Origin of the sequence: Burkholderia sp. B10, assembly GCF_004368385.1 — a bacterium.
Taxonomy (GTDB): domain Bacteria; phylum Pseudomonadota; class Gammaproteobacteria; order Burkholderiales; family Burkholderiaceae; genus Burkholderia; species Burkholderia vietnamiensis.
Map to the genome: position 1 here is coordinate 37926 of NZ_PQMX01000023.1, position 20262 is coordinate 58187.

Below are 20262 nucleotides of genomic sequence, written 5' to 3' on the forward strand. Positions count from 1 at the left end.
GTGCGCGTGCGTTCGACGGATCGGCAGGCACCGGCAGCAACGCGGCGTCGATCTCGGATGTGGAGCATCAGCACACGCAATGCAATCGCAGCCGCAGCCGCAGCCACCGTTCAGTACGCGACGAAGATCGTCACGCGCCGATTACGCGCGCGTGCGGCCGCGTCGTCACCGGTGACGAGCGGCTGCGTATCGGCGCGGCCGATCGCCGCGAGCCGGTGCGGTGCGACGCCGCGCTCCGCGAGATAGCGCACGACGCTGCCGGCCCGCGCGGACGACAGCTCCCAGTTCGATTCGTATTTCGCGTTCGCGATCGGCACGTTGTCGGTATGCCCTTCGACGAGGATGTCGCCGCTCGCATGCTCGCTCAATGCGCGCGCGATCTGGGTCAGCACCGGCGCCGCATCGGGCAACAGACGCGCGTCGCCGACGTTGAACAGCACCTTCGCGTCGATGCCGATCTCGATCCCGTGCGGCGCGCGCACGAGCGCGATGCGGCCGGCCGTCTTCAGTGCATCGAGCGACGCGAGCCACGCGGGCACGCGCTCGGGCAGCGTCACGGCCGCCGTGCCGCGCGCGGCGGCATCGTGCCGCGCGAGCGTCTGATAGCGCGCGTCGAGCGCGTTGTACTTCGCGAGCTGCAGCACGTACAGCGCGAGAAACAGCACCATCAGCGTCGTGATCAGATCCGCGTACGAGATCAGCCAGCGCCCAGTCTGCGCGTCGTCGCCTTCATCGTCGTCGCGACCGGTCGCCGTTGCGCCCGCGCGCGCGGCCTCAGTTCGTGCCGTCATGTCGAAGCTCCACGGGCGTCATGCGAGCGACTCGGCCGCACGGCCGCGCACGTCGCCGGTCAGGCGCGTTTCGATCGTGTGCGGCGATTCCTTGCGCGAAATCGCGAGCAGCCCGTCGAGGTACAGCTTGCGAAACCGCAGCTCGCTGTCGATCTGCGCACGCAGCTTGCCGTACAGCGGCAGAAACACGAGGTTCGCGAACGCGAGACCGTAGAGCGTCGCAATGAACGCGACGGCGATGCCCGGTCCGAGCTGCGCAGGCTCGAGGATGTGGCTCGTCACCTGCACCAGCCCGAGCACCGAGCCGAGAATCCCGAAGGTCGGCGCATAGCCGCCCGCCTGATGCCACACACGCGCCGCCGCGAGCCGGCTGCGCTCGTAGGCGTCGAGCTCGCGCTGCAGCGCATCCTCGAGCACGGCGCTCGACACGCCGTTCGCGAGCAGTTCCAGCCCGCGTCGCGCGAACGGATGAATGCCGGTCACGTCCATCGATTCGAACGCGAGCAATCCGTTGAGCTTCGCGCGGTCGCCCCATTCGAGCAGGTCGCTCAGATGCTTGCGGTCGACTTCCTGCGCGCGCACGAACGCGAGCCGCAACTGCTTGACCGCATCGAAAAAGCGCGCCCAGGTGTTCTGGATCATCACCGCGCCGAGCGTGCCGCCGAGCACGATCACGAGCGCCTCGAACTGGAACAGCATCGAGAAGTGGCCGCCTTCGAGCGCGAAGCCGAACACGATGGCCGTGCCACCGAGCAGCACGCCAGCCAGGGTCAACAGGTCCATGTCGTCTCCGTCGGGCCGCGCGTCACGCGTCGGACGACGCGAGCGGCGCCGGCGCAGCGCCGGCGGCCGGCGCCTTGGCCGCGCGAACGGCCTCCACCACGCGGCGCTCGATCTCGCCGACCTCGAGCGGATCGAGCTTCAGCTCGCGGCGCATCACCCACGACACCTCGTTGCGCCGCGCTTCGGTCATCACCGAGAACAGCTTGTCGGCGATCGCACGATCGTCGAGGCTCGCGATCAGCTTCGCGAGATCGTACGTATCGAAGCCGCTGATCACGTCGAACAGCGTGCGCTGGTCGACCCACACGACGTCCTCCAGCGACTGCACGTCGCCCGCGCGCGGGTGACGCCGCGAGAAATACGCGACGCCCTTCTGCTCGACGTAGCCGAGCACCTTCGACTTGCGGAACGCGAACAGCTCGTCGGCGATCTCGCCGTGCGACAGCTTGTTGAGCAGCAGCTTGCGGTCGACGCCGATCAGCGCCTCCAGATCGGCCAGCTCGATCAGCTCGAGCTCGCTGTTGATCGACAGGTCGAGGTCGTGATCGGCGACCTGCTGCGCGCGATCGACCACGCGGGCGGCGTCGAACGTGACGACCTGGCGCCCGTCCGTGGAAGATCCATAGTCGGCCATGCCGCCGGCATGCTCGGCCGACGCGGCCTCGATCGTGACGAGATTGAGCTTCTCCATGCGGCGCAGCATCGCGAGCACGTGCGGGCGCGAATGGCCGGCGATCGCGCGGCAGCGGCGAATCACGTCGGCGAGCGGCACCGAGGTCTCCGCGGCTTGCGTCTGCATCGGCCGGCGCGACCATGCGTCGTCCGAGCCGCGCGCGTCGGCGCCGGCCATCAGCGACAGCACATGCGCATACGACAGCACGCCCGGCATGAAGTCGGCGTGCGTATAGGTCGCGAGCTGGTCGTCCTTGCGCTTCACGCGACGGATCATCGTGCGCACGATGTGGCGCAGCAGCGCGGACACATGCTCGATTTCCTCGTCGAGCGTCGACGCCGGCACGACCGTGAGCTGGCAGAACGACAGCGCCTTCGCGGTGTGCGCGCGCGGCTCTGCCCCGAGCAGCGCCGCTTCGCCGAAAAAGTCGCCGCGCCCGAGCGTGCCGATGACGATGCGTTTGTCCTCGCACCGCGTCGACAGCTCGACCTTGCCGTCCGCGATCAGAAAGATGACGGGCTCGCCGGCGAAGCCCTCCGAGTAGATGATCTCGCCGGGCGCGGCCGTACGCGTCCAAGATTGCTGACGGTTCAAGTTGGTTCCCCTGCTGCGCTGATTGTTGCGGACTGCGCGTCGCACGTCGGAGGCATGCGATCGACAGTCTTCCCCGTTCCCGTTTAACGTCATCGCCACACGCATCCTTTAGCAATTTCCTGCGGTTTTCCGGCCAGGATCAATGTCAAACGTTTGCGTGCCACCTCGCGCACGGCCCGCTTCGTGCGATGCGTGCGCCGGCGCTCGACGACGCATGCGTGCGCGTCGGGCGAGCCGAACCGGTGGATCGTCGCGCGAGCGCGCACGCAGCGCATCTCGCGACGACACGCTCCACAGCGTGAACGTCGCTCGCGACCGTGCGGAAAACGCGTTTGCGAATTCGCCTGCGGATGCTTCGTTTATCTCGGCGCGCGTGCATCCGCGCATGACGACACAGCCCATTGAACCCCTTTACTTCCAATATCGTCGGATAATTAGCTTTTATTTTCGTCTAAAATCTCGCTTCCTCTAAACATAGGATGGAACGAGTTTTGATTAAGCTGACGAAAACTATCTCGCGTACGGCCATCGCCGCATGCGTGGCTTGTGCCGGTCTGATGCCGCTGTCCCAGTCGGCCCAGGCCCAGGTCGAGCCTTTGAAGAACCCCGTCTATGGGGTCACGCTGGACGACCTGACCAAACTCGATGCGATCGTCGCGTCGCTGCAGAACCTGCCGTACCGCCCGACGGTGCGCGTCGTGTTCGATCCGGGCACGTCGGCGGCCGACTACTACGCGCCGCTGCTGCGCCTGCACTCGGTCGCATACGTGATGGGCGAAATCTACGATTCGTACTATTTCCCGACGACGCTGTCGGCGTACCAGGCGCGCACGCAGGAACTGGTGTCGCAGCTGAAGAACACCGTCGACGTGTGGGAAATCGCGAACGAAATCAACGGCGAATGGCTGCGCAACGACCCGAACGGCACCAACACGGTGGTCAACTCGGAAGAGCAGCAGATCGGCCAGATGGTCGCCGCGGCCAATACGATCGTGAAATCGAACGGCGGCAAGACGGCCATCACGCTGTACTACAACGACGACAGCAAGGGCAACAACTGCTGGGCGAAGCCGCAGGATTACTGGAAGACCTGGCCGACGAATTTCCTGTCGTCCACGGTGCGCCAGCAGGCCGACTACGCGCTGTTCAGCTACTACCCGTATCAGGACTGCCCGGGCCTGAGCCCGTCGTGGAAGAACGACTTCGCGGCGCTGGAAAGCATCTTCCCGAACGCGAAGGTCGGCTTCGGCGAAATCGGCACGTCGGACATCGCCGCGCCGACGTCGGTGCAGCAGAACCTGATCACCACCTACTACCCGATGGTCAACAGCATGACCGATCCGCGCTTCATCGGCGGGTTCTTCTGGTGGAACTACGTCGAAGAGATGCTCCCGTATTCGAGGAGCGCTTACTTCAAGCTGCTGCGTCAAACGATCATCACGCTCAAATCGCCCAGCTGATCGCGTCGTAGCGATCCGTCCAGGCGTCAGCGCAGCCGCTCAGAACCACAATGTCGCGCGCACCACGAGACCACGTGCGCGGGCCGCTGACGTCAACGGAAACCGGTATTGCACCGTCACATCGACGTAGCTCGCCGGCGCCGTATAGCGCCCTTCGCGGAACCAGTACCGGAACTGGATGCCCGGCCCCACGCCGATCGCCGTCTCGTCCTTCTCGCGGTTGTCGTGATCGCCCGCCACCGCGACGTGCGGATAGACGGTCAGACGATTGCCGAGCATCGGCAGACGCCACGTGTGGCCATAGCGCAGCTCCGAATAAACGATGTAGCGCCCCGCGTGAATGAAATAGGCGCCTTCTACATAGGCCTGCCAGCTGCGCCAGCTCGGCTCGGTCACGCGCAGGTCGGTGCCCGCTTCCGACGAATATCCCAAACGCATCAGCCAGTCCGTCATCGACAGGCTGCCGATGTGGAACAGCCGCTCGGCGGTCATCACCACGTTCTGATCCGGTATCGGCTTGTAGCGCACGCCCACCGACCCCTGCACCGTCGGCATGCCGGTCACGTTGCCGTTGCCGTCGTACGCGGTGCCGTAACCGCGCACGAAGAACTGCAGGATGCGCCCGTTCTGGTAGCCGATCTTCGGCGGTTGCCAGTACGCCTCGACGCCCGGCTGCAGCACGCTGATCGTTCCTTGCGGGCCGAACGCGGCCGATTGATACGGCGCGCTCAGCACGAAACCCCACGTGCGCTGCAGTTGCTCGACTTCGCGCCGATAGCCGAACTTGCGCTGCGTGTCGAACGCGTGCTCGCTTTCGTCGGCATCGAGACTGTGCTCGAACATCTGCACCGATTCGTCGTTCAGGCCGATCCGCTTCGCCGCATAGCCGGCATCCGCATAGTTCATCGCGTTGCCGGCGCCGCCGGCGAAGCCCTGCTGGAACGCGTCGAGCGCATCGCGATCGCGGTGCTCGCGCAGCAGGTCGTACGCGTGTTGCAGATGCTGCATCGCCGAGTCGTCCGGCGGCGCCTGTGGCGGCCGATCGACCTGCCGCGCCTGCGCGGCGATCGCGGCGGCCATGTTGCGTTCGGTGTCCGTCGCCGCGTCGCTGGCGGCCAGTTCGGCCATCCGGATCGCCGTGTCGTGATCGCCGGCCTGCAGGCTCAATTGCGCGATGCGCACCTGGATCACCGCGGATTTTTCATCGGCGAGCGGCGCCAGCGCGATGCCCGCTTCATGCGGACGGTTCGCCGCGAGCGCGCTGTCCGACCATGCGAGCCGCAGGTTGCGCTGCTGCTCCGCGCTCCACTTGCCGCCCGCCACGGCGGCCGAGAAGTCGCGGCACGCGACGTCGTAGCGCATCTGGCGCTGCGCGAGATAACCGTGCTGCGCGAGCACGGCCGCGCTGTTCGGAAAGCGTGTGCTCAGCGATTCGAGCAGCGCGTCGGCGTCGTCGACCTTGCCTTCGCGCCGGTACACATCGACGAGCAACAGTCCGAGCTGCTCGCTGCCCGGCTGGATCTGCAGTGCGCGCAACGCATACGCCTCCGCGCGGGGCAGGTCGCCGGCGTCGATTGCCTTGTAGGCGCCGTCGGCCAGCCGGAACGCTTTGGGGACGAGCGGCCGGGCAGCGTGCGCGGGCGGCTGCCACGCGAGCGACATGGCGAGCGCCAGTGCGCTGAGCCGCGCGCAGCGCGCGAGGCCGGCGGTGATCGGACGGGTCGAGCGTTTCATGCCTGTTCTCCCGACGGCCGGATCGCCGCAGATGCCTGCATCGACGCGCCGTCGCCGTCGCGTAGCCGCGAGATCTCGACGAAGCGCGAGTGCCGCGCGAGTTCGGCGGAAATTTCCGCATCGCACGCGATGAAGTACGCGACGTTGGTACGCGCGCCGCGTCGCACGACCTCCTGTTCGTCCTGAGTGAGCGGGCGGCCGACCGCGATGTTCAGCGTGCCGTCGTCGGCAGTGGAAAACGGAATCGCGCGATACGCGTACTGCAACTCGAAGGCCAGCGAGTCCGCGAAATGGCCGACAGCAACGTTGCCCAGGCTCACGCGCGGCAGATCGGCCTGCTCGGCGATCGCGTCGGCGAGCGATTCGGTCGACAGCATGCTCGCGTCGAGCAACAGCTCGCCGAGCCGCTTGCCGCACGTCACTTGCTTGTCGAGGCATGCCTGCAGCTGCTCGAGCGACAGCACGCCCCAGCCGACCAGGATCTCGCCGATCCTGCGCCGCACTTTCCCGAGCGCTTCGTTCGACAGATAGGTGTGGCTGGTCTTGTCCCACGCGATCGGCTTGCCGCTCACCAGGTGGCCGAGATAGATGCGCCACGCGCGGCAAACCGCGTAGAAGTTGATCATGTTGTTGACGAACATCCGCGGGACCGACAGCATCCCCTGCAGCGGGCCGTTCAGCTTGCTGACGAAGTGCACGCGCTGTCCGGCGCGCGCGACCAGCATGAAGGTGTTCACCCACAGCAGCGGCGCGATCCACGGGCCGTTCGTCGCGAAATGAACGCTGGCCGGGAGCGCATGGCCGGTTTTCTCGAGGACGGCAAGCAGCACGAAATTGAGCAGCACGACGTAGGCGATCACCGAGAACAGCGACGTCACGATGCCCTTGCGATCGTGGAAGAACATGTAGCGGGTGAGCAGGTCGCCTTTCCAGCCGAGCTGCTCCCAGCCTTGAAACGCGATGCCGAGCACCCAGCGCGCGCGCTGCCGGTATGCTGTTCTGAACGTCTTCGGAAAATACTCGCGCGTCGCGAGCAGGTTCTCACGTGCCGCGCCTTTGCGCGCGTTGCGCGCCTGCACATCGCGCGCGACGTCCGACAGCGGGAAGCGGGCGAACGTCTCCGTCATCCCGAGGTCCCTCAGCCGGAAGCTGAAGTCGTAGTCCTCGGTCAGCGAACTGGTGTTGAACGCATTGCCGCCGCTCGCCTTCATCGCCGCGTCGATCGCGCGGCGGCTGTAGCACGACGCCACGCCCGCGCCGGGCACGACGCCGGTCAGACGCGCGCGCACCGGCACGTCCTTCTGATGCGTTTCGCTGAAATCGTCGAGGTAACAGCCGGCGACGAACTCGTTCCATTTGCGCGGCAACGACAGCACGGGAAGCTGCACGAGGTCGCTCTGCGTGACCGCGTGGTTCAGGTACTTCAATTCGGCCGGGTGAATCACGTCCTCGCAGTCGTGCATCACGACGCCGGCGAACTGGATGCGGTGGACGTCCTCGTAACGCAGGATCGCATCGAGAATCCAGTTCAGGCAGTCGGCCTTGCAGGTCGGCCCGTCGTTGCGCACCGTCGCGCGCGTGACGCGCCCGGGGTAGCGTCGAACCATCCGTTCGACTTCGGCCGTAGTTTCGGCATCGTTGTGATAGGTGCCGACGAAGATCACATAGCGTTCGTACTCGATGGTCGCGAGCGTGTTCTCGATCATCTTCGCGATCACGTCGTACTCTTTCCAGGCCGGCACCATCAGCGCCAGATAACGCTCGTCGAGCGCGCGCAGCATGCCGATGTCGATGGCTGGCGCCTTCTCGCGACGCAGGACCCGGCGGATTTCGAACGACCAGTAACAGGCATCGAGCGTGAGATCGTCGAGCGTGCTGATCAGGATGACGATCGCGGTCACGATGGCGACGACGTCGAGCGCCGACAGATACGCACTCCATATTGTATGGTTCATCATGTTTTCCGCGATTGTCGCTTGTCAGTGCTGTTTGCGCCCGCCGACGCAAGGCCGATAAGCAGCCCCACCTCGCCCCCGGTACAACTGCCCTTCCGTTCCTGCCCGCTGCGCGTGCGGCTCTGAAGCGGCGCCCGCGCGGCCGAATCGCACGCTCACGCATCAGGCGCCATCGACGCGCTCGCGCAAATTTTCCGACGCTGATTCCAACGAGACGCCGCACACTGCTGCGGTCATGCCCACGCGAAACCGCCGGCGTCGGTCGCGTCGCACGGCCCCCCGTACACCGCCGTCCGCACGCACGACTCGTCAAGCAAGTCGTGCGCCATCGGCACGCAATCCTTGTCGCTCGCGGGGTGCCGGCATGCGCGGCAGGCGGCCGGCACCGCGAAGGCAGGCCAAATGTTTCAGCACTGAAACGTGCGGTCGCGCCGCGCGTGAAAGCTGCCCGACAGGTCGGCCGCGCAGCGACGCCGGCCACGACCGCGCGCGGCTCGGACGAACGGCGCGCACGTCGCGCTCGGCGGCATGATGGGCCGCCATTCGAACGGCCCGCCAGCCGGCCCGCGCGCGGCGGTGCGCAGCGCGCCGCGCGTGCGTCGCGCGACGTTCGCCGCGGCACTCGCGGTCGGGCCCCGCCTTGTGCCCGCGTTACGCGCGTGCAACGTTTATCGCTGCAATTCCGGCTTGCCGCGCGGCGCTGATGTCGGCGTCCCGGCACGGCGCGCGTTTGCGGTGGATGGTATGGATCTGGCTTGAAACACAGCCGACCGGTTTCATTTGCTTATCCGGTATCAGGCGCACAACAAATCACGACATGAAGTCCAGCTACGGATCGGGGGGGCTGGTCGTGCTCGTTTCCCGAACGAGGCGATCGCAATTTGCCTATCAAAGGATGAACACCATGCCTTCGCATCGAAACCACTCTTTCCGAACCGGGGTGAGCGCCGTCGGGCTGCTCGTTGCATTGACGTCCGCGCTCGTCGTGACGGGCCCGCTCCAGGCCGCAAACGCGCAGCAAGCCAGCAGCTCGTCCAGCGGCAAGGTGAAGCCACCGCCGTTGCCGAACGGCTCCGCGCACGTGCGCGTGAAGGCCGGCATGTCCGACGAGGATTGGGAAAAGGCCTACAAGGAGACCGGCCGCCCGCCGTTCAGCCCCAAATCCGTCAAGAAGGCTGGCGGCAACGTGGAACGCGAATAGGGAGAAACGGCCATGAAGAAGATCCTGATCGTCATCGCGCTGCTGGCCGGCTTCGTGCAAATCGCGACGCCCGGCACGGCCCACGCGCAGACCACCACTGCCCGCACGCTCGTGCTCTACGACAACCCGGCCAACGACCCGTATTCGAAGCTCGGACTGATGTACAGCATCATGTTGCGCAATCTGCTCGGCCACTTCAATACGACCGTGGACCTGGTTCCGATCCAGAACTACACGTCGGGCATGGTCGGCAATCACGACGTGACGTTCTACATCGGCGATTACTACAACAACCCGATTCCGACCGCGTTCATGAGCGACGTGATGACCGCCACGAAGACGGTCGTCTGGTTCAAGTACAACCTGTGGCAGCTCGCATGGAACACGGCGTACACGTTCAACCAGACCTTCGGGTTCAGTTTTCAGGGGCTGGCCGGGCTGAACGCGACGCCTTCGTCGAGCAATCCGAACCCCGGCTTCTACGACACGATCACCTACAAGAACCTGCCGATGGTGAAGTACTACGCGTACAACGCGTCGACCGGCGCCGTCAGCGCGGACCCGGACGTCGGCCTGACGCAGGTGGTCGATGCGACCAAGGCGCAGGTGCTCGTCACGATGAAGAACAGCCAGAGCGGCGCAACCGCGCCGTACGTGATGCGCTCGGGCCGCCTCTGGTACTTCGCCGACGTTCCGTTCTCCTACATCGGGCCGACGGATCGCTACCTCGTGATCTGCGACATGCTGCACGACATCCTGCAGACCAACGCGCCGGTGAATCATCGTGCGCTCGTGCGTCTCGAGGACCTCGACGCCTTTACGACGACGAGTTCGATGAAGCAGCTCACCGACTACCTGTACTCGAAGAGGATCAAGTTCACGATGGCGACCATTCCGCTGTATACCGACCCGAACGGTTATTACAACGGCGGCGTGCCACAAACCATCCATCTCGCGCAGGCAACGGGGCTCAAGAATGCGCTGAACTACGCAATCCCGCGCGGCGGCTCGATCGTGATGCATGGCTACACGCACCAGTACGACTCGACGCCGAATCTGCTGACTGCCGTCAGCGGCAGCGACTACGAGTTTTGGTACGCGGTGCAGAACCGGCCGGTCGACGAGGACTCGGTGCAATGGGCGGAGGACAGAATGACGAACGGGCTGCTCGAGTTCACGGCCAACGGCTACAAGATCGTCGGCTGGGCTGCGCCGCAGTATCAGGTGTCGCCCAAGGCGGCGGCGGCGACGGCCGCGACGTTCCCGACCACGTTCCAGCGGGCCGTCTACTACACGGCGACCAATCCACAGCTCGGCACCGGCGCAGCCAACCAGGACTTTTCGGCCGGGCAGTTCTTCCCGTACATCATCAACTCCGATTACTACGGACAGCGGATCATTCCGGAGAACCTGGGCAGCATCCAGTACAACATTTGCAGTATCGACCAGTTCTCGTGCATCACGTACACGTGGCAGCAGCTCGTGACCAATGCACAGTACGGGCTGGCCGTGCGCGACGGCTTCGCGTCGTTCTTCTTCCATCCGTACTGGCTCGAACCCGACCTCCGGCTGCCTGCATTGCAGGATTTCCAGAGTCTCGTGACCGGCATCACGAACCTCGGATATACCTGGGTGGACGGCACGACGGCCAAGTGACGCGGCTGGCCGCAAGCGCGCGATCCGCAATGACGATGCGGATCGCGCGTGTGCTTCGGATGGGCTACGATGATGCGCGGGAGGGCTTATCTGGAGGCAAGCGATGACCATCTATGCCATCCGCGCGTTGCGCAGGTTTCGGCAGCGTATCGGCCGGCTCCGGCAGGCCGCCGGGCCGCGCCGGCGCGTGCACGTGGCGCATGCGACGCCGTTCGCGGCCGTTGCCGCGTCGCTGGCGATGACCGCTTGCAGCTGGACGGCGCACGACGTGCACGCCGACGGCATCGTCTGGCAGCTCGACAACGCGACGATCAATCCGGCCGGCAACTGGCAGCAGCTCGGCGTGCATGAGCTGTTGATCCAGTGGAGTGCCGTCGACGATACCGCGTATCTCGCCGGCACCGGCATGCGCACGGCCGCGCATCTTCCCGACTGGCAACGCATCGGCCGCGAGCCGTGGGCCCGCAACGTGATCCTCGGCCTGGCTGGCTACCAGGACGAACGGCGTGCGCGCACGCAGCTGTCGGCACTTGCCGATCAGGCGGTCGCGGTCGCACGCGCGCCGGTTCCGCTGCATGTCACCGGCTATTACTTCCCCGTCGAAATCGATCCGACCTGGCAGGACGCGCCGAAGCTCGCGGCGATCCTGAACCGGTTGCCGCGACCGCTGTGGGTGAGCGTGTACGACCAGAGCAACATCGGCGGGAAGGCGCTGGCCGACTGGCTCGTCACGTGGCTGCCCGCGGATGTCGGTGTGTTGTTTCAGGACGGTTGCGGCGTGTATGCGCGCGAACCGTATGTCGCGCGTACGTACGTCGATGACTTGGCCGCGCGACTGGGCAAGCGACGCGTGCGGCTGATCGCGGAGGCGTTCCGACCCGCGGAGCGTGGTGGGTTTCGCGCGGCCACTGCGGATGAGCTGGCCGCGCAATTGGCTGTTTATCGCGGGTATTCGGTGTATTTGTTCGACGGCCCGCATTATGTGTCGGATGCGCTTACGCGGGAGCTCGCGGGCCGCAAGGGGCGGCCGCGAGCGGTCGCGGCGGGCGGGGTTGGGCAGTGAGGGGGTGACTAGCGTGCCGGTGAGGCGGTGTCGTGTATCGCGCATTGCGCATTGCAGCGCGTCGCGAAACGGCGAAAAGTAATCTTCGTGGAGTTCCGTGGATGTGGGCTTTCGACACGGTGCGGCCTGTCAGATTTGCCTCTAACGGCCATTCAGCGTCAGGCGTGGCGCCGATAGCATTCGCGTCTGGTCGGATGCAGCCGGCTAGCCCTGCGACGTGCGACCGTCGCAGATCAGCCCAGGTTGAGAGCCTCTACAGGCGACCTCAGTGCTACCTGAGCCGTCCCTCGAACTCGCCGCTAGGCAGCAGTGGCCTGAACAAGACGCAGGCCCCATCCAGTTTGCAACGTACCGTCTTCGCTTTGCATGGGCGCGAACGCCGACAACAGTTCACTTTTGAACTGCGCGCGCGCCGCTTCCGACATCCGGTCGGCATCGTAGGTGTCCAGCACGTCCAACCACAGCTGCTCGGGTGTAGGCGTCCAGTCGATGTCGATGTCTTCAAAAGCCACATCAACAAAATCGCGTTTTAGCAGTTCTTGCCAACCGGCTTCACTGCGCGTGCGCGCGTCGCCGAGTCGCAACTCGGTGAGCCGAGCCTTCGCGATTGACTTGAAGATGTCCAAAAAGACTTCGCCGACCTTGCCGGTCAAAAAGCTCCGCCCCACGATAGCGGAAAAACTGCCGCCGTCACGTAATACTCGGCGAATCTCTCGGACCACTTGTTCGATATCGTCCATCAACATGAGAGCCATGTGCGACAGCACGTAGTCTACTGAACCGCTATCGAGCGACATTTCTTGTGCGCGCTCGTTGAGCAATCGTATTTCGTGCGGCAATATTCCCCGAGCCACGCTCAACTCGCCATCGCTCATGTCTATGCCAATCAGCTTCGTGGCTGCATGCCCCCTGTCGTTCAGAATTTGCAGCAATGGCCCATCGCCACATGCCAGGTCGAGGACAGTCCGCGACATCGCTTCATTCGGCACACGATTCGCCAGTGCGTGATAGGAGGAAGGGTATGCCGCCTGCGCAGATCGGGCAGGTCGATTACCATAGGCTCGACGCGTTGCTCCTGCCCGGCGGCGATGAAAATCTCTCAAATATATTTCTGCGTGCGAGGTCATTCTTGCGCCATCCGATTGTTCGCGAGTTGGGGCACTTGTGACGCTGGAGGCTGAACCCCCAGCGGATTGTCCACGAACCACACCGCGATGTCGAACGTATCAAAATGGCCGAATGCGGTCGGCAGACGCGTTGCAACGTGCGATGGTCTCGGATTGACCCTGAACGGCCCTTCAGATTTATCCAAAGCGGCCAATCGTTGTGACCTGCGGCGGGATTTTGTAGCCACGCTCGATGAGTATCTTGGCTTCGGCGCGACTGCGAAATCATTCCCGATTAAATCGCTTCTCCCGCAGCGTGCCGTTGGAATCTTCAACGGAGTCGTTCTGCCAAGGGCGGCAAGAACGGACACAGCGTGTACGATCCGGTCTTCAAGAAAACCATCCAAGGAGAGAGGAGTGAATCCGGAACAGGCCCGAACCGAAGAAACCCAGGCGATGGAGCGCATGGTGGCCGCCACGCTGCGCGTGCAGAGTACGTTCGCCTCGATGCAGAAGCAATTTCCGCCGCAAGGCAGCGGGGAGCCTTCGCCATTCGCGCTGCAAACCTTTGATGCCGCCCTGCAGGAACTTGAAGACGCACAGGCCGCGTTCGATGCGCTGCTGAACGATCTGATCGACGGTAACCGCTAAAGGCTACGCCCTTATTACTTGACGAGGGCGCTTACGCGAAGGGGAACGGGCCTTCGAAATGCCCCACGTAACACAAGTGGGAGACTGCTGACTGACCGCGACCTGTCCAGCGATGCAGCATGTATGCAGGTGGTTCGAGAAAAGAAGCGGGCTGCGCGTCCGCTTCAACGCGCAGCGCAATCTGGGTGGTCGTGCTCGGGCAGGTGAGTACCGGAACGCTCCCAAGACGCGTCTGCATTGACCGGTGGACGTGCCCGGCAAGAATGCGATCTACATTGCTATGCCGCGCAAGAACCCTGGCAAATGCATCCGCATTTCGCAACCCGTAGATGTCCAGATAAGGAATGCCGGTCATGAACGGTGGATGGTGCATGACGATAACCACGGTTCGACTGCGATGCTCGGTAAGTTCACTGTCGAGCCACGCCAAGGTTTCGGCGTCCAGTTCGCCGTGATGTAGTCCAGGAACGGAGGTGTCCAACGCCACGAGGCGTAGTTCGCCCACGTCTAGCGCGAACGAGAGTGCACCCTCGTTCGGAAGCCACGCGTGATCCGAGAACGCGGCTCGCAAATTGCCACGGTCGTCATGATTACCCGGCAGAACCACGAACGGTCGCCTCAACTCGACAAGCAATTCGCGAAGTTTTTGATACTCGTCTTCGGTGCCCTCGTCCGTAAGGTCGCCTGAGATGACAATCAGGTCTGGCTCAGGTCGAATGCGGTTCAGCGAATCGACGGCTGCCGAAAACATGACATTTGAATCCACAGCGTCTTGATATAGAACACCGTGAGGCCGGACATGAATATCCGAAAGTTGTGCGATGACCGTCATTCAGCGCTCCGTTGAATTTGACCTGCCGGTACATGGATCACGGAGATTTTGGGCTAGACAAAATTCGCCCATCGACGGAGCCTTTCTGTGGCAACGATCTTGCTCCATGCGCTTCCAATTGTGCGTCCGGGTGGCTGATTCGGGATGACAAGCAGGCGCTGGGTGGTGAAGCACGAAAGACCGCTTCTGGCCGTACTGCGCCCCACACCCGAGCGCGGCAACCGGCCCGGACACTGGCGTTCATGCACGACGCATAACCCGTCCCTGCGCAGTCATCCAGCGTTCTCCGAAGCGTCCGTGGGCGGGCTATGCGCCGTTGCTGCTGAAGTTCAGCAAAACGATGCCGGATATCGCAGCGATCAATCCAATCGCCTTAACGACGTTCATCGACTCTCCAAACCAGACGAAACCTATCACTACCGTCAGCACGACGCTGCTTCCAGCCCAGGCTGCGTATGCCAAACTCATTTCGATTCTCTTCGTCGCGACGGCCATCAGAATGACAGCTGCCACGTAGAACGTCACGGTCAGTACTGTCGGAAGCAGGCGAGTAAAGCCAACGGAGAGATTGAGGGCTGCAGTGCCGAGTGATTCAGCGGCGACGCTCGCAGCAAGAATGAGCCATGCGGCTTGGGTGGGGGACATGAACGTACCTCGCCAGCCCAACGTTTATACCGAACGTTAGAGCAAGCGTAAGAGGTAGCGGTACCCCGAGACTGAAAATATCGTCCCAAAACGAGGAACGGTTGTCAACGATGCTCAACGTGTCATCGTCGGACGCTTCATGGCTCCGGACTCAACCCGAGGCTGCCCCCGACGATCCGCAACGAAACAAAAAAGCCCCGCCACAACGGCGGGGCACGACGCCCAACGGCGCGTCGACGGACTCGGCGCGGAACCTACCCGCGCCATCGCCTTACGAGCAGGCTTTGCCGTGCGACGGGTGAAAGCCCTTCGCCTTCGCATCGGCTTCCGACATGTAGCTGCCGTGCTTGGTCTTGCCGTAATACTTGTCGGTCGAGCAGTGATAGACCTTCGTGCTGTCGTTGGCCCATACCTTGCCCGCGCCGCCGCCCGGCGCGGCTGCGGCGGCGGCGGCCGACGCGCTTTTCACCGGCGCGGCGCCGGACGCAGCACCGCCCGACGCAGCCGTCGCGGGCACTGCTGCCGATGCGCTGGCCGATGCGCTGCCCGCAGCAGCAGCCGACGCGCCATACCAGGCCTTCACGCCTTTGTGTCCTGCGCACGCGCCCTTCTTCGACGCGCCCGCATAGAACGAGCCGTCCTTGCACATGCCGGTCGTGCCAGCCGGCGCGCTGGCCGGCGCCTGCACCTGTGCGAACGCAGCGGCCGACAGGCCGAAGCTCGCGGCAAACGCGGCGATCAACATCGTCTTTTTCATCATCCTCTCCTGATTGCCTGTATCGCGAAATCGTCCCGGCCGTAGCCGGGCAAAGCCATGCTCAGCGCACCCAGCGGCACACGCGATGGTGGTGATGATCGAAATGGCACACGCGGTGCGAATGCGCTTCGGCGAGGGCCGGCACGAGCACGGCACATGCGAGTGCGCCGGCCGTCAAAATCTTCACGATGCGGTTCATGGAACGCTCCCGGATAGGTCAGCCGCCGATTCGGCTGATACCGGCTTAACGCCCGCCGACCCTACGCGGTGTACCGGTCAGGATGGAATTGACGATGTTTGACACCCACACATAACGACAACACGAAGCGAACGATCGACGCGACATATGCTTTCGATGGCGCACTCGTCCGCCATTCGACTGTCGCCACCCTGCGGCGACGAAGCGGAGCGTCGACCAATCCTTTGCGTGCGCACCGGCCGCGATGCAGGCAAGGGCGATACCGAGCGCGCGTTTCTTCATGGCGTTCCTGTCAGAGGCGTAACCCTGCATTTGTCTATACTTTTGCAGCCGCAACGCGCGCCGATGCGGTGGTTGCCGCCGGTGCAGCCGGTCGCGAGCACATCGCGTGGACGCCGGACTTACCCGAAGCACCGGCCCGCAAGCGGGCCGGCGCGGCATCGAACCCGGTACACTCCGCCCGGGCACCGGATGAACCCGGGACGAACCGCGGACGACCGCCGGCACGCGACGGCACGCGGCTGCCGTCTCTCGAACAGCAATGCCATGACCACACCGATCTATCAGGAAATCAAGGACTTCATCCTCGCGCGCATTCATTCGGGCGAGTGGGCGGAAGGCGACCAGGTGCCGTCGGAGAACGAGCTTGCGCGCGAATTCAACGTCGCGCGCATGACGGTCAACCGCGCGCTGCGCGAGCTGACGGCCGAGCAGGTGCTCACGCGCACACGCGGCTCCGGCACCTATGTCGCATCGCCGAAATACGAGTCGACGCTGGTCGCGATCCGCAGCATCTCGGACGAAGTCGCCGCGCGCGGCCATGCGTACCACGCGCAGGTGCTCGAAGTCGGCGCCGCCGTCGCCGATGCAGCGCTCGCCGATGAATTGCAGCTCGACACCGGCAGCCCGATTTTCCATTCGCGCGTGCTGCACTTCGAGAACGACACACCCGTGCAACTGGAAGAACGCTGGGTCAATCCGGCCTGCGCGCCCGAATACGCATTGCAGGACTTCACGGCGACGACGCCGAACCAGTACCTGACGCGCGTCGCGCCGCTGCAGCGGGTCGAATACCGGATCGAGGCCGCGCTGCCCGATGCGCAGACACGCCGCCATCTGACGATGGACGAACGCGAACCGTGCCTGCTGCTGCATCGGCGCACGTGGTCGCAGGGGATGGTCGCGTCGGTCGCGAATCTGTGGCATCCCGGCAGCCGCTATCGGTTCACCGGGCATTTCTGAGCACGCACGCGACCTCGCCGCGCGCTACCCCGTTTGCGCACTGCACAACAGGTTTGTTACGACGAACGCCGTCAGCGCATGCCAAATTTCCCGTGCAGCAGTATGCTGACGTCGTACGGCCGCGCACGCAGCATCGGGACATCCGTTTGGCCCGCACCTCGCCGCGCCGCCGTCGCGACCGCAATCATGCATTGCAAGGAGGGCTTCGTGATGGCTACCACGCATCAGCACTTCCACCTCGAGCTGCGGCACGCCACAGCGCCGACTTACTTCATCAGCTATCTGTTTCCCGCGTTGCTGTTCGCCTACGAGCTGTTGCGCGTCGGCCAGTGGATCCGCGATCACGGGATGCAATTCGGCGCGTTCAAGCAGATGGGTTACGAGTATCTGCTGATGCTGTTGTTCGTCGGGCTGCAGATCGTCGTCGAGGCGATCTTCCTGCTCGGCGCCGCGATGCGCCGCGACCATCGCGATTTCGAGCATCGGGTGCCGAACGTGGTGCTCGGGATCGGCTGCTCGATCGCGCTGCTCGCGATCGATCTCGCGATCCAGCTGGCGTTCTGAGCGTCGGCGGGCGCGGCTCGCCGCGTGCGTCGCAGCGGGCGCGCGCTTACGCGTGCGCGTCGTGCAGCAGCGTCGCGACGGCCGCGAGCACGTCGGCGGGACGCTCGCGGTGCGGGATGTGCCCGCATCGGTCGAGTAACAGCCACGACGACGGCCCCGCCACACGCGCGGCGATCCGCTTCGGATGCGCATCCGAGCCGTACTCGTCCTGCGCGCCGTGAATCGCAAGCGTCGCGCAGCGCACGTGCGGCAGTTCGTCGTCGAGCGTCCAGTCGCGGAACGCGGGCGACAGCCACGTGTCGACCCAGGCACGCAGCACCCACTCGGCCTTGTCGCCGTGATACCGGGCGAGGCGGTCGAGCTGCCCCGGTGCGTCGAATTGCCGGGCGGCGTCGCGAATGCCGTCCAGCGTGCGACCTTCCACGAATGCCTGCGCGGCGACCGTGATCAGCGCCCGGCAGCGTCGCGCATGCGCGGCCGCGCACGCAACCGCCATCCCGCCGCCCACGCTGTGCCCGAGCGCGACGAACGGGTCGACGCCGAACCCTTCCAGTACCGCGGCGAAGTCGTGCTCGGCCTCATCGCGCACGAACGTCGCGGCGAGTTGTCCTGGGTGACGGTCCGAACGGCCGAAGCCGAGCCGGTCGTATGCAATCACGTCGCGCGCAGCGGCACGCGCGAGCTGCGCGGGGAAGTCGCGCCAAAGCTCGACACAGCCGAGCGAATCGTGCAGCAGCACGATCGGTGCGGCGCACGCCTGCCCGGCTGGCTGCGCGCCGCGCCAGCGCTTAGCAAAGAGACGCCCGTACGGCGTCTCGATCCAGCTTTCGTCGATTACGATGTCGGTCATGGGTGCACGTGTGGGTGGTCAGTCGTCTGCATGATGGCGGCCGCACGCGCGGCGTCAAGCAAGCCGCCGGCGGCGGCGCGCTCATTCGGGCTGCGGATGCAGATACTCGATCTGCGATTCGTCGTAGAGCCGGTAGATCAGCGCCTGTATCGCGCGGATGTCCTCCGATTCGTCGAGCATCCGCATGCTCATGATGATCGGCGACACGAGGTTCGGATCGTCGAGCGGCTTGTAGCTGATGTCGTCGCGCTTGAGCCCGTACACGCTGTGCGGCACGACGGACACGCCCTCGCCCATCGCGACGAGGCCCAGCGCGATCTGCAGTTCGCGCGTCTCGTAGATGCGCCGCGGCTGCAGCGCACGGTCGTGGAACGCCGCGAGCACCTGATCCGCATAGCTCGGTCGCGGCGCCTTCGGGAAGATGATCAGCGTGTCGTTCACGAGGTCGTGCAGCGACAGCACCGGCTTCGCGCCGTCGAGCGCGTGACCGACCGGCAGCGCGACGATCATCCGTTCCTCGCGCAGCACGACGCGCCGCACGCTCGGATCTTCGTGGCGAATCCGCCCGAACCCGACGTCGATGCGCCCTTCCTTCAGCGCCTTGATCTGATCCATCGTCGACATTTCGTGCAGGCTCAGCTCGACGGCCGGATACTCGCTGCGAAAACGCCGGATGATTTTCGGCAGCATCCCGTACAGCGTCGAGCCGACGAAGCCGACCGACATGCTGCGCTCGATCTTGCCGACGCGCTTGGTCATCGATTCGAGTTCGGCCGTCTGCGCGAGCAGCTGCACCGCGTGCGAATAGAAGAAGCGCCCCGCGTCGGTCAGCTTCAGCGGCCGCGCGTTGCGCTCGAACAGCGACACGCCGAGCGCCTCCTCGAGCTGCTGGATCTGCCGGCTCAGCGGCGGCTGCGCGATGTGCAGCCGCTCGGCCGCGCGCGTGAAATTCCGCTCCTCGGCCACCGCGACGAAGTAGCGCAGATGTCTCAACTCCATGTTCGATTCCTCCCGGACGCGCGGCACCGTGCGCAGATGCCCGCGCTCGCCACGCCGTGAGCGCCCGCTCGCGATGCCGTCACGATACCTCAGCCGGCGCGGGCAATGGGCGCCGCCGCACAAAGCAAAACGGGAAGCCGCGCGGCTTCCCGTTCCATCACCGACACCGCGCCGCGACAGCGCAGCAGCGCGGCGGCCGCGTCATGCCTCGGTCGCGTACAGCGCGTCGCGCTGCGCGTCGCTGAGCGAATCGAGCGGCACGTCGGGCAACCGGTAGCAGATCATCGTGCCGTACAGCTCGGCGAGGCAGTTGCTGCCCGCGTCGAGCACGTAGCCGTCTTCGCCGTCCGGTGCCGGCGGATACACTTCGCGCCACGCATTGATCGCGGCTTCGATTCGCACGATGGAAACAGGTCCGGCCTTCCGCTCGGCGGGTGATGCGCTCATGGATTCCTCTGGGTTGCGCGTTCCGCCGGCCGTGCAGGCCGCGGCGGAACGATGAAAACG

At 64.8% G+C, this 20262-nt stretch carries 20 protein-coding genes; 7 read left to right on the top strand and 13 right to left on the bottom strand.

The features are described 5' to 3' along the window. Positions 1–110: 110 nt before the first annotated feature. Genes C3Y15_RS14175 through C3Y15_RS14185 form a run of 3 tightly spaced genes read right to left on the bottom strand, consistent with a single transcriptional unit; the run spans position 111 to position 2841 of the window. Complete coding sequence (locus C3Y15_RS14175; protein WP_011881473.1) at positions 111–791, bottom strand: OmpA family protein; 681 nt, start codon at positions 789–791, stop codon at positions 111–113. 18 nt (positions 792–809) lie between these two features. Further along, positions 810–1574 carry a flagellar motor protein gene (locus C3Y15_RS14180; RefSeq protein WP_124260094.1) on the bottom strand — a complete coding sequence of 255 codons (765 nt, stop codon included), beginning with the start codon at positions 1572–1574 and terminating at the stop codon, positions 810–812. 22 nt (positions 1575–1596) lie between these two features. Next, entirely contained in the window at positions 1597–2841 is a 1245-nt protein-coding gene (locus C3Y15_RS14185; protein WP_014724565.1) for a cyclic nucleotide-binding domain-containing protein, read from the bottom strand. A 557-nt stretch (positions 2842–3398) separates the two neighbouring features. Between C3Y15_RS14185 and C3Y15_RS14190 the strand changes: the two genes are divergently transcribed. Then, the gene (locus tag C3Y15_RS14190) at positions 3399–4301 is read left to right on the top strand and encodes a hypothetical protein (RefSeq protein WP_226097742.1); all 903 of its coding nucleotides are present in this window, start codon (positions 3399–3401) and stop codon (positions 4299–4301) included. Positions 4302–4340: 39 nt separating this feature from the next. Here C3Y15_RS14190 and C3Y15_RS14195 read toward each other — a convergent pair whose 3' ends face one another. Together C3Y15_RS14195 and C3Y15_RS14200 are read right to left on the bottom strand one after the other, a co-directional pair. After that, complete coding sequence (locus C3Y15_RS14195) at positions 4341–6035, bottom strand: bacteriophage N4 adsorption protein A (protein ID WP_069263465.1); 1695 nt, start codon at positions 6033–6035, stop codon at positions 4341–4343. Then, on the bottom strand, positions 6032–7990 hold the full coding sequence (locus C3Y15_RS14200; RefSeq protein WP_243860219.1) for a glycosyl transferase family protein: 1959 nt from the start codon (positions 7988–7990) through the stop codon (positions 6032–6034). Before C3Y15_RS14200 ends, C3Y15_RS14195 begins: the two co-directional genes overlap by 4 nt. An 817-nt stretch (positions 7991–8807) precedes the next feature. On the opposite strand from C3Y15_RS14200, the gene C3Y15_RS14205 reads away from it, so the two are divergent. The 3 genes from C3Y15_RS14205 to C3Y15_RS14215 all read left to right on the top strand — a co-directional run bounded on the left by C3Y15_RS14205 (position 8808) and on the right by C3Y15_RS14215 (position 11910). Continuing rightward, entirely contained in the window at positions 8808–9191 is a 384-nt protein-coding gene (locus tag C3Y15_RS14205; RefSeq protein WP_224056520.1) for a hypothetical protein, read from the top strand. Positions 9192–9203: 12 nt separating this feature from the next. Then, complete coding sequence (locus C3Y15_RS14210) at positions 9204–10847, top strand: DUF2334 domain-containing protein (protein ID WP_011881464.1); 1644 nt, start codon at positions 9204–9206, stop codon at positions 10845–10847. Positions 10848–10950: 103 nt separating this feature from the next. Beyond that, a complete protein-coding gene (locus C3Y15_RS14215; RefSeq protein ID WP_059462406.1) occupies positions 10951–11910 on the top strand; it encodes a hypothetical protein in 960 nt (319 codons plus the stop codon). A gap of 299 nt (positions 11911–12209) precedes the next feature. On the opposite strand, the gene C3Y15_RS14220 is transcribed toward C3Y15_RS14215, so the two are convergent. Next, positions 12210–13037: a class I SAM-dependent methyltransferase gene (locus tag C3Y15_RS14220; protein ID WP_059463471.1), complete on the bottom strand. Its 828-nt coding sequence runs from the start codon at positions 13035–13037 to the stop codon at positions 12210–12212. Between the two features lie 396 nt (positions 13038–13433). On the opposite strand from C3Y15_RS14220, the gene C3Y15_RS14225 reads away from it, so the two are divergent. After that, positions 13434–13667: a hypothetical protein gene (locus C3Y15_RS14225; RefSeq protein WP_014724550.1), complete on the top strand. Its 234-nt coding sequence runs from the start codon at positions 13434–13436 to the stop codon at positions 13665–13667. Between the two features lie 31 nt (positions 13668–13698). Here C3Y15_RS14225 and C3Y15_RS14230 read toward each other — a convergent pair whose 3' ends face one another. The 4 genes from C3Y15_RS14230 to C3Y15_RS31735 all read right to left on the bottom strand — a co-directional run bounded on the left by C3Y15_RS14230 (position 13699) and on the right by C3Y15_RS31735 (position 16100). Further along, entirely contained in the window at positions 13699–14499 is an 801-nt protein-coding gene (locus tag C3Y15_RS14230) for a phosphodiesterase (protein WP_014724549.1), read from the bottom strand. Positions 14500–14805: 306 nt separating this feature from the next. Next, positions 14806–15144: a multidrug efflux SMR transporter gene (locus C3Y15_RS14235; RefSeq protein WP_059462408.1), complete on the bottom strand. Its 339-nt coding sequence runs from the start codon at positions 15142–15144 to the stop codon at positions 14806–14808. A 271-nt stretch (positions 15145–15415) separates the two neighbouring features. Continuing rightward, entirely contained in the window at positions 15416–15901 is a 486-nt protein-coding gene (locus C3Y15_RS14240) for a DUF3761 domain-containing protein (RefSeq protein ID WP_059889577.1), read from the bottom strand. Between the two features lie 61 nt (positions 15902–15962). Then, positions 15963–16100, bottom strand: coding sequence for an HHHH-motif protein (locus C3Y15_RS31735; protein WP_014724546.1), 138 nt, complete (start codon positions 16098–16100; stop codon positions 15963–15965). Between the two features lie 546 nt (positions 16101–16646). On the opposite strand from C3Y15_RS31735, the gene hutC reads away from it, so the two are divergent. Both hutC and C3Y15_RS14255 read left to right on the top strand, forming a co-directional pair. Then, entirely contained in the window at positions 16647–17342 is a 696-nt protein-coding gene (gene hutC, locus C3Y15_RS14250; protein ID WP_011881456.1) for a histidine utilization repressor, read from the top strand. A 210-nt stretch (positions 17343–17552) separates the two neighbouring features. After that, complete coding sequence (locus C3Y15_RS14255; RefSeq protein WP_011881455.1) at positions 17553–17906, top strand: hypothetical protein; 354 nt, start codon at positions 17553–17555, stop codon at positions 17904–17906. Positions 17907–17952: 46 nt separating this feature from the next. On the opposite strand, the gene C3Y15_RS14260 is transcribed toward C3Y15_RS14255, so the two are convergent. The 3 genes from C3Y15_RS14260 to C3Y15_RS14270 all read right to left on the bottom strand — a co-directional run bounded on the left by C3Y15_RS14260 (position 17953) and on the right by C3Y15_RS14270 (position 20202). Continuing rightward, a complete protein-coding gene (locus C3Y15_RS14260) occupies positions 17953–18756 on the bottom strand; it encodes an alpha/beta fold hydrolase (RefSeq protein ID WP_014724543.1) in 804 nt (267 codons plus the stop codon). Positions 18757–18837: 81 nt separating this feature from the next. Next, on the bottom strand, positions 18838–19755 hold the full coding sequence (locus C3Y15_RS14265; RefSeq protein ID WP_011881453.1) for a LysR family transcriptional regulator: 918 nt from the start codon (positions 19753–19755) through the stop codon (positions 18838–18840). 201 nt (positions 19756–19956) lie between these two features. Next, positions 19957–20202, bottom strand: coding sequence for a DUF3717 domain-containing protein (locus C3Y15_RS14270; RefSeq protein ID WP_011881452.1), 246 nt, complete (start codon positions 20200–20202; stop codon positions 19957–19959). Positions 20203–20262 lie beyond the last annotated feature (60 nt).

Excerpts from the sequence above, each read along its gene's own strand:
- C3Y15_RS14175 (WP_011881473.1), bottom strand. The coding sequence starts at position 791 with ATGACGGCACGAACTGAGGCCGCGCGCGCGGGCGCAACGGCGACCGGT.
- C3Y15_RS14180 (WP_124260094.1), bottom strand. The coding sequence starts at position 1,574 with ATGGACCTGTTGACCCTGGCTGGCGTGCTGCTCGGTGGCACGGCCATC.
- C3Y15_RS14190 (WP_226097742.1), top strand. The coding sequence starts at position 3,399 with ATGCCGCTGTCCCAGTCGGCCCAGGCCCAGGTCGAGCCTTTGAAGAAC.
- C3Y15_RS14195 (WP_069263465.1), bottom strand. The coding sequence starts at position 6,035 with ATGAAACGCTCGACCCGTCCGATCACCGCCGGCCTCGCGCGCTGCGCG.
- C3Y15_RS14200 (WP_243860219.1), bottom strand. The coding sequence starts at position 7,990 with ATGAACCATACAATATGGAGTGCGTATCTGTCGGCGCTCGACGTCGTC.
- C3Y15_RS14205 (WP_224056520.1), top strand. The coding sequence starts at position 8,808 with ATGAAGTCCAGCTACGGATCGGGGGGGCTGGTCGTGCTCGTTTCCCGA.
- C3Y15_RS14210 (WP_011881464.1), top strand. The coding sequence starts at position 9,204 with ATGAAGAAGATCCTGATCGTCATCGCGCTGCTGGCCGGCTTCGTGCAA.
- C3Y15_RS14215 (WP_059462406.1), top strand. The coding sequence starts at position 10,951 with ATGACCATCTATGCCATCCGCGCGTTGCGCAGGTTTCGGCAGCGTATC.
- C3Y15_RS14220 (WP_059463471.1), bottom strand. The coding sequence starts at position 13,037 with ATGACCTCGCACGCAGAAATATATTTGAGAGATTTTCATCGCCGCCGG.
- C3Y15_RS14230 (WP_014724549.1), bottom strand. The coding sequence starts at position 14,499 with ATGACGGTCATCGCACAACTTTCGGATATTCATGTCCGGCCTCACGGT.
- C3Y15_RS14235 (WP_059462408.1), bottom strand. The coding sequence starts at position 15,144 with ATGTCCCCCACCCAAGCCGCATGGCTCATTCTTGCTGCGAGCGTCGCC.
- C3Y15_RS14240 (WP_059889577.1), bottom strand. The coding sequence starts at position 15,901 with ATGAAAAAGACGATGTTGATCGCCGCGTTTGCCGCGAGCTTCGGCCTG.
- C3Y15_RS31735 (WP_014724546.1), bottom strand. The coding sequence starts at position 16,100 with ATGAACCGCATCGTGAAGATTTTGACGGCCGGCGCACTCGCATGTGCC.
- hutC (WP_011881456.1), top strand. The coding sequence starts at position 16,647 with ATGACCACACCGATCTATCAGGAAATCAAGGACTTCATCCTCGCGCGC.
- C3Y15_RS14255 (WP_011881455.1), top strand. The coding sequence starts at position 17,553 with ATGGCTACCACGCATCAGCACTTCCACCTCGAGCTGCGGCACGCCACA.
- C3Y15_RS14260 (WP_014724543.1), bottom strand. The coding sequence starts at position 18,756 with ATGACCGACATCGTAATCGACGAAAGCTGGATCGAGACGCCGTACGGG.
- C3Y15_RS14265 (WP_011881453.1), bottom strand. The coding sequence starts at position 19,755 with ATGGAGTTGAGACATCTGCGCTACTTCGTCGCGGTGGCCGAGGAGCGG.
- C3Y15_RS14270 (WP_011881452.1), bottom strand. The coding sequence starts at position 20,202 with ATGAGCGCATCACCCGCCGAGCGGAAGGCCGGACCTGTTTCCATCGTG.